General features: G+C 62.5%; 7 protein-coding genes and 1 pseudogene. 4 read left to right on the forward strand and 4 right to left on the reverse strand.

The features are described 5' to 3' along the window. From WAN71_RS04015 to WAN71_RS04030, 4 genes and pseudogenes are all read right to left on the reverse strand, one after another. Positions 1 to 141: hypothetical protein (locus WAN71_RS04015; protein ID WP_422224098.1), on the reverse strand; the 141-nt coding region annotated here is incomplete at its 3' end. 10 nt (positions 142 to 151) lie between these two features. After that, the gene (locus WAN71_RS04020) at positions 152 to 445 is read right to left on the reverse strand and encodes a hypothetical protein (RefSeq protein ID WP_422224092.1); all 294 of its coding nucleotides are present in this window, start codon (positions 443 to 445) and stop codon (positions 152 to 154) included. A 58-nt stretch (positions 446 to 503) separates the two neighbouring features. Further along, positions 504 to 635 (reverse strand): annotated as a pseudogene (locus WAN71_RS04025) (nitrile hydratase subunit beta); the annotation flags it as partial. 73 nt (positions 636 to 708) lie between these two features. Continuing rightward, a complete protein-coding gene (locus WAN71_RS04030; protein ID WP_422224093.1) occupies positions 709 to 1,386 on the reverse strand; it encodes a winged helix-turn-helix transcriptional regulator in 678 nt (225 codons plus the stop codon). Between the two features lie 135 nt (positions 1,387 to 1,521). On the opposite strand from WAN71_RS04030, the gene WAN71_RS04035 reads away from it, so the two are divergent. From WAN71_RS04035 to WAN71_RS04050, 4 genes are all read left to right on the forward strand, one after another. Beyond that, complete coding sequence (locus WAN71_RS04035) at positions 1,522 to 2,106, forward strand: DUF302 domain-containing protein (protein WP_422224094.1); 585 nt, start codon at positions 1,522 to 1,524, stop codon at positions 2,104 to 2,106. Continuing rightward, on the forward strand, positions 2,099 to 2,995 hold the full coding sequence (locus WAN71_RS04040) for an alpha/beta fold hydrolase (RefSeq protein ID WP_422224095.1): 897 nt from the start codon (positions 2,099 to 2,101) through the stop codon (positions 2,993 to 2,995). The genes WAN71_RS04035 and WAN71_RS04040 overlap by 8 nt, the downstream gene beginning before the upstream one ends. 10 nt (positions 2,996 to 3,005) lie before the next feature. Next, on the forward strand, positions 3,006 to 3,812 hold the full coding sequence (locus WAN71_RS04045; protein ID WP_422224096.1) for a hypothetical protein: 807 nt from the start codon (positions 3,006 to 3,008) through the stop codon (positions 3,810 to 3,812). Next, a partial coding sequence (locus WAN71_RS04050; RefSeq protein ID WP_422224097.1) for a maleylpyruvate isomerase family mycothiol-dependent enzyme occupies positions 3,805 to 4,076 on the forward strand: 272 nt, incomplete at its 3' end. The genes WAN71_RS04045 and WAN71_RS04050, both read left to right, overlap by 8 nt.

Below are 4,076 nucleotides of genomic sequence, written 5' to 3' on the forward strand. Positions count from 1 at the left end.
GGTGTGCGGAATCACTTCGGAGTACACCCGGGCCTCGCGCACCCGTCGGGCGATCAACTGGGCATACTGCGCCCCGAAATCGACGACCAGCACCGGACGGGCAGGCGATCCGGCCACGTCGAGGTCAGCAGGTCCGGCCACGCCAGTCAGCTTAGTGGCTGGCCCCAAGGCCCGGCTCAAGGTGCTCGTCGGGTTCCATGAATCCCCTACAACGAAAATGCCTACGTAAGGCGTCGACGGCGTCGGCTTCGCCGTCGAACGCGATGATTCGTAGCGCCGCCTTGCGCTTGGCTTCGGTCGAGCCCAAGCGGGCGGTGGCGAGATCTGCCGCGCTCGCGGTGACCGTCACGTCCGGTTTACCGTGCGCGGCCGCGAGGTGACCCTCGGCTAACGCGAACTCGAAACACCGGCCATCGATTTCGGCGCGGTAGGTCCCTACAAACACGGCCGAACATGCGGCTGCACACCAATAACCAGGTGTGCACCAAACTCGGGGCGGTTCATTTGATAGGCGCGTCGGGCTCCCCGCCCACGTCGTGAGGTGTCTTCATGTATGCGGTGAACCGCTCGTGGTCAAGGAGATCGGGAGAGGGTGCGTCCGGAAGATCGGTGAATGCGGACTTGAGCCGGGCCATCAGATCCCGATGCGATACCCGTCAAAGGCGTGGTCATGAGCGTTCTGTTCATCGGGGGGACTTGGTGACTTGTCTATCTGCTGGTCGTCTCAGGTGTTGCTTGATTTGCCGACAACGAAAAGACGGTGCGCAGTGCCTCGATGGCGTCGGGTTCACCCTGGAATCTGATTCGCCGCAGCGTGGCGTTGCGTTTGGCTTCGGTGGACCCCAGCCGCGCGGTGGCAAGATCCGCGGCGCTGGCGGTAACGGTCACGTCGGGTTCGCCGCGAGCCGCCGCCAAACGGCCCTGATCGAGGGCGAATTCGAAACGCCGGCCGTCGATCTCGACACGGTAAGCCGCAGTCATCCCAGCGGCTTTGATCGGGTCGAAGGGGACCACGATTAACGCGAGAAATCCAGTCAGTGGCGAGACGGGGCCACCGTCGATGGAGTCAATCCGATCGAGGCCGAACCGGGCAAGGCTCTGCAGGATAGGTAGCACCCGCTGCCAGCCGGCGTCGCTGAGCGTGTAGACGGTGCGAGCAATCGGCGGCGGTAGCTCGGCGCGATCCACCAGCCCCGCTTTTTCTAGTTCCTTGAGTCGCTCGGCCAGCAGGTTGGTCGCAATACCTGGCAGTTCGGCGCGCAGATCGCTGTAGCGGCGCGGTCCGGCGAGCAGCTCACGCAGGATCAGCAACGTCCACCGCTCACCGAGGATGTCGAGCCCCTTGGCGATCGGGCAGTTCTGGTTGTAGCTCTTGCGGCCCGCCATAAGAGCCATACTACCAGCGGAAACTTCTTTATCAAACCTACACTTGAAAAAGATATCTATACAGTTTAGATTCATACTCAGGTACCCACCCCTGTCTAGGAAAGGCAATCCGATGGGAAAGATAGGAGGGAATCCGTGACGCCGTCTGCTACCGGCCCCGCCGGCACCCGCATCGTCGCCCACCAGGTCAATCGCCTTGTGATCGACTCCGATAGCGGCTTCGACGACCTGTGCCGGCGCTACGAGACAATTGTCCCCGATATCGGGTCAGATGACCTGAGGGCCCTGCTGGAAAAGGGCGACCTGGACGAAGTGGTGCGCTACACCGCCGAACACACACCGCACACGTTTGCCCGGTTTTGGTCCTTGGATCCGACACCGATGATGCGGCTACTGGGGCACAAGACCCGAGTGATGACCTACATGATGGGCAATAACGTGATCGTAGAGACGATGTACCGCCACAATCCTGCGGTCATGCTCTATGCTCCGCTGCGCACCGCGGTCTATGAGGATTCAGCCGGCGCAACCCATTTCAGCATCGACCAACCCTCGACACGGTTCGCCAGCTTTGGAGATCCCCGCATCACCGAGGTGGGCCGCCTGCTCGACGCCAAGCTCGCCGAGCTGCTGTCGCTACTCAGGCTGCCGGTGCCCGCCGAACTCGAGCAAACCCATCCAGATCGACGCCGCGACAACGAAGGCCAGCACCATGGATGAACCAACCGAACGACTCCTCGACTACGCCGGTGGTCAATTGTATGTGCGCGACCATCCGGGCCGCACTCCGGCGATCGTGGCGATGCACGGATTTCCCGACGACTCCCGTATCTACGACCGGCTCATCGGTCCACTCGACCCGCAGCGGGTGGTGACATTCGACTGGATCGGCTACGGGCGATCAAGCCGGCGCGATTCGCGGGAATCGAGCGCCATCAGCCGTCAACAAGAGCTCCTAGCCGTCTGCGACGCCCTACAACTCGAGCAGGCGGTGCTGGTCGGACATGACGCATCGGGACCGGAAGCCATCGAGTTCGCCTTGGCCCACCCCGAACGCGTTGCCCGGCTGGTGTTGCTGAACACTTACTACGGGCGGCAGCCGAACCTTCGGTTTCCCGAAATGATCGCTCTGATGGCCGATCCCGCGTTGACACCGTTGACCGACGCTCTAGTTAACGACCCCAACCAGCGGTTGTGGCTGTTGGCCTACACCGGCCGTCGCTTCGGCCTCGATGGGAGCCTTCCCCCCGACGGCATCGGCGTCAGCTCCATCGTGCCGCAATTTTTCGGCGACAACAGCCAATCAGATGCGCTCGCCGAAATCCGGTCATGGACCGGCGGTCTTCCCGCGGCCCTAGACCGGCAGGACGCTGTGATCGCATCCGCCCGGCTGCAGACCGTCCAAGTGCCGGTGTCGGTGATATTCGGCCGCGATGATCCGAATCTGACCCCTGATGTGGCACAACACATCTGCGCTCTATTCACGAACTCTGAAGTGCACCTGATCGATCGCGCATCCCACTGGCCCCAATGGGATCAACCCGACGAGGTCGCCGATCTCATCAAGCGATCCATTCCCACACCTGTAACACCGCCCCCCAATCGTTAAGGAGATGCAGATGAGCAGCGAGCTTCTCGACAGTGTGCTGGACGCCCACGGCGGGCTGGCGAACTGGGACCACGTCAGCGCGGTCACCGCCGAGATCGCGGTCGGAGGGCCGTTTTGGGCCCTGCGAAGCTGGCCGGACCTGGCGCCCACGCTGACGGTCTCGATGGACGCCCACCGCGAACACGTCACGACGACACCTTTTCCCGGGCCTGACCACTGTTCAGTGTTCGACGTGGATCCAGAACGGCTGGCCATTCAAACCACCAGCGGCAAGGTCGTTGAGGAGCGCACCGATCCGCGGTCGAGCTTTCCCCCGTTTGACCTGCAGACCACCAAGTGGGATGCGATCCAGACCGCTTACTTCACCAGCGCCGCAAACTGGAACTACTTCACCCAGCCGTTCAGCCTCACCTACCCCGGCGTGCAGGTCAGCGAAATCCAGCCGTGGCGGGAAGGCGACGAAACCTGGCGGCGCCTCGCAGTGCACTTTCCGCCGAACAACGCCAACCACAACTCCGATCAGGTCTTCTACTACGACCAGCACTTCATGCTGCGCCGGATGGACTACGCCGCGGATGCGACGGGCAGTGCTCCCGTCGCGCACTACACCCACGACCCCAAGACGTTCGACAAGTTCGTCTTCCCAACCCGTCGCCGCATCTACCGGCGCGGCGACGATGGCACCGCCGAGCAACGCCTCGCGATCATCACCGTGGATGTTTCTTCGGTCCGCGTTCAGTACTTGCCTAGCGCTGACGCGTCAGCTTCTCGCGTACCGAAAGCCCCGGCAAAACGCTTAGGCCACCGCGATGTTTGATCACCACGACATCTACGCTCTCGACGCGGCGGCGCTCCACCGCCTACGCAGTGATGTCGCGAACCTCAGCGACGCCGAGTTGGGACTGCCGACCCGCTGTGACGGTTGGAGTGTCGAAGATTTGATTCAACACATGAATGCTGAGCACGAGGCGATCCTGAACCTTTTCTCGGATCCGCTCACGCTAGCACACGATGTTCGCACCGCCTTCGACACCACCGCGGGCCGCTGGATCGAAGCCTTCGCGCCCGACAACAATTCACC

This window comes from Mycobacterium sp. (assembly GCF_049280035.1).
Taxonomy (GTDB): Bacteria; Actinomycetota; Actinomycetes; order Mycobacteriales; family Mycobacteriaceae; genus Mycobacterium.